The organism is Algibacter pacificus, assembly GCF_008033385.1.
GTDB classification, from domain to species: Bacteria; Bacteroidota; Bacteroidia; order Flavobacteriales; family Flavobacteriaceae; genus Algibacter; species Algibacter pacificus.
The window spans coordinates 1-2,823 of the sequence record NZ_VOGY01000034.1; the positions used below are offsets into that span (position 1 = coordinate 1).

Sequence of the window (2,823 nt, forward strand, 5' to 3'; positions counted from 1 at the left end):
CAAAAGAAACGTTCTAACGAACGTTTTGTTGCCGGAGCACCAGAGCAAGTGGTAGCAGCCGAGAAGAAAAAAGAAGCCGATGCTTTAGCTAAAATAGAGACCTTGAAAGCTAGTTTTATGAGTTTGGAGTAGTGAAAAAAGAAATAAATGCGTAAATTAATGGTTTAAATAGTGAACTTTTAAAGTCAAAATTAAAAGGCCATTAAGCTTTGGTGTAGTGTGTAAGTGTTTGTTATTTAGATGTTTTGTGACCTTTAGGTTTTAAAGTGTCTAAAAGAATAGAGACTTTATGGTACCAAAAGTCATTAAACTAGCGGGGTTTGTAATGGTATGGTGTTTTGCATCATGCATAACAAAATTAATTATTATGAAAAGAATTTTACTTTTATTTGGACTCCTGTTTTTAACAGGGATGCTTCATGTTAAAGCACAGTCGGTTAGTGCTACATATACGGCTAAAGATATTCCAACAGAACACGAAAACAGTGGTAACAACTGTACCTTTGAAACACTTACCCTTTCTGTGCCTGTTGGAGCTACGGTAACCAGTGTAGATTTTGGGTATAAGCTTACAGCACAAAATGGCGCGAAGTTATCTCAACAAAATGTTCGAATTTATTGTCAAGAAACAAGTACTTATTTAGAAGGGGCTTTTACTAGCAGTTCTACTTCTACTAACATTTCTAATAGTGTAGAAATGCGAACACTTAGTAGAGGAGGTTTAACATCAGTAAATGGGGTTTCAACAACTGGAACCTTAACTTTTGAAATGCAAGCGTATAGAACTTGGTCTGCATCTTTGCTTGGTACAGGATTATTATCTGATGATGATTGTAATACAACCTATAGCAAAATAAATAATAATAGTTGGACCATAACGGTGTATTACACCGATCCTGTTATTTCGGAAATTGGTGGTTATTTAGGCCCAGGAGGCGTTGGGCATACCGATGGGAGTTCTGGGTTAGTATTGTGGACTAACCCAGATAATTTTACACAAACCGATGGGGCATCTTTTGCAAGTTGGAATGATGCCTCGGGATATAATTCAAATTTGTCACAGCCCAATGCAACCTATCAGCCTATAATTAAGAAAAACATCGTTAATGGTTATGATGTTGTTCGGTTTGAAGAAGCAGACAGGAGACTTCAAAAAACTAATTTCACTAACTTTCCTACAGCAGAAATTTCCGGGTTTTACGTGAATAAAACAAATGATTCTAACACAAGTAGAGACGGAATATTGTCTTATGCTTCTTCAGCAGGTAATAATGATTTTCTTATCTATAGAAGTCAAAGCCTACAGATGTGGAGAAATTCCTCTAGAACCTTTGAGTTAAATGCTGATAATTCAAGCTGGAACATTGTCGATTTTGGATGGACTAGTTACGGAGGGAATTCTAGAATGGCCTTAAATGGTAATAATGGTAATTCTGTTTCTGCCACGCAAAATGGGGTACCCATAACAGCGGGAGGAGATTTGGCTCTGGCAGGTGAACAAGATGGTAATAGCTCGCCTTATAGTTTTGATTCAACTCAAGCACATCAAGGTGATTTTTCTGAAGTTATTTTATTTAATACATATATAACTGATGCCGAAAGAATTATTGTTTCAAATTATTTATCGGCTAAATATGGCATTGCTATAGATTCATCTTTAAATTTTTATAATGAAGATGATGTTGCAAACGGGAATTTCGATCATAAAGTAGCTGGAATTGGGCAGGCATCCGATGGGACTAAACATATCGATTCCCAAGGAACAGGTATTGTTAGAATTAATGCGCCGTCTGATTTAGATAATGATGAGTTTTTATTTTGGGGAGAAGATCAAATAGATGCCAATTATACTTTTGAAGCTACCGCTGCTACCAATTATTTAAATAGATTAGATACCAAATGGCGGGTAAGTAGACGTAATAATTTAGGTACGGTAACTGTCTCGTTCAATGCTTCGGATATCAATTTAAATGCTCCAGATGGTTGTAATGAATTAAAGCTTATTGTAGATAGCAATACGTCATTTAGTTCTTCAACAAGTTATAGTTTAACTTTATCAGGAGGTGTTTATCAAGCCACAAATGTTTTATTAAGTGATAACGACTATTTCACCCTAGAATATGAAGATCAAATAGTTTGGGACGGAACATCAACATATTACAACGGTTCAGGAGTATCACACGAGCCTACTACGGCAGATGAATGTTTAAAATTTTTAGTAAAGTCTGGCGCCACAGCTACGCTAATAGCAGATGCTAATGTACGAGAGGTTGAAGTAGAAGCAGGAGGTACTTTAGTAATAGGAGACGGTATACTTTTAACCATCACCAACAGGATAATAAACAACGGGATTATACATGTTTTAGGAGAAGGGCAGGTTATTCAAACTCATACAGGAACATCTTTAAACTCAGGAACAGGAAGTTTTACCATTCCTCAAGAAGGAACTGCTAATAAGTATGATTATAACTATTGGAGCGCTTCCGTAAATAAAGGCGGAGGTTGGCTTGTTAAGGATTTAGAATTTGGAGGAACTACTGTAAGTTTTACTAATGCGGTTGATGAGGTTGGCCAAGTGAGTACCCTTTGGTTGCAAACTTTTAATGGAACATCTGGAAATTATTATTCTTGGAATCAAATAGATCCAGCTTCAACTAGTATTTTACCAGGCGAAGGTTTTTCTATGAAAGGTACTGGAATTGCTGGTGAATTTACGTTTAATGGCGAAGCTAATGATGGCGATTATACGCTTTCAGCAAGTTCAGGAAATGGTTATTTAGTAGGAAATCCATATCCGTCCGATTTAAATGCCGATCAATTTAT

Annotated in this window: 1 protein-coding gene and 1 pseudogene; both read left to right on the plus strand. The window is 36.3% G+C overall.

The features are described from left to right. A partial coding sequence (locus tag FQU21_RS17895) for a hypothetical protein (RefSeq protein WP_147679249.1) occupies window positions 1-132 on the plus strand: 132 nt, incomplete at its 5' end. A 235-nt stretch (window positions 133-367) separates the two neighbouring features. Beyond that, window positions 368-2,823, plus strand: a pseudogene (locus FQU21_RS17195) (hypothetical protein); the annotation flags it as partial.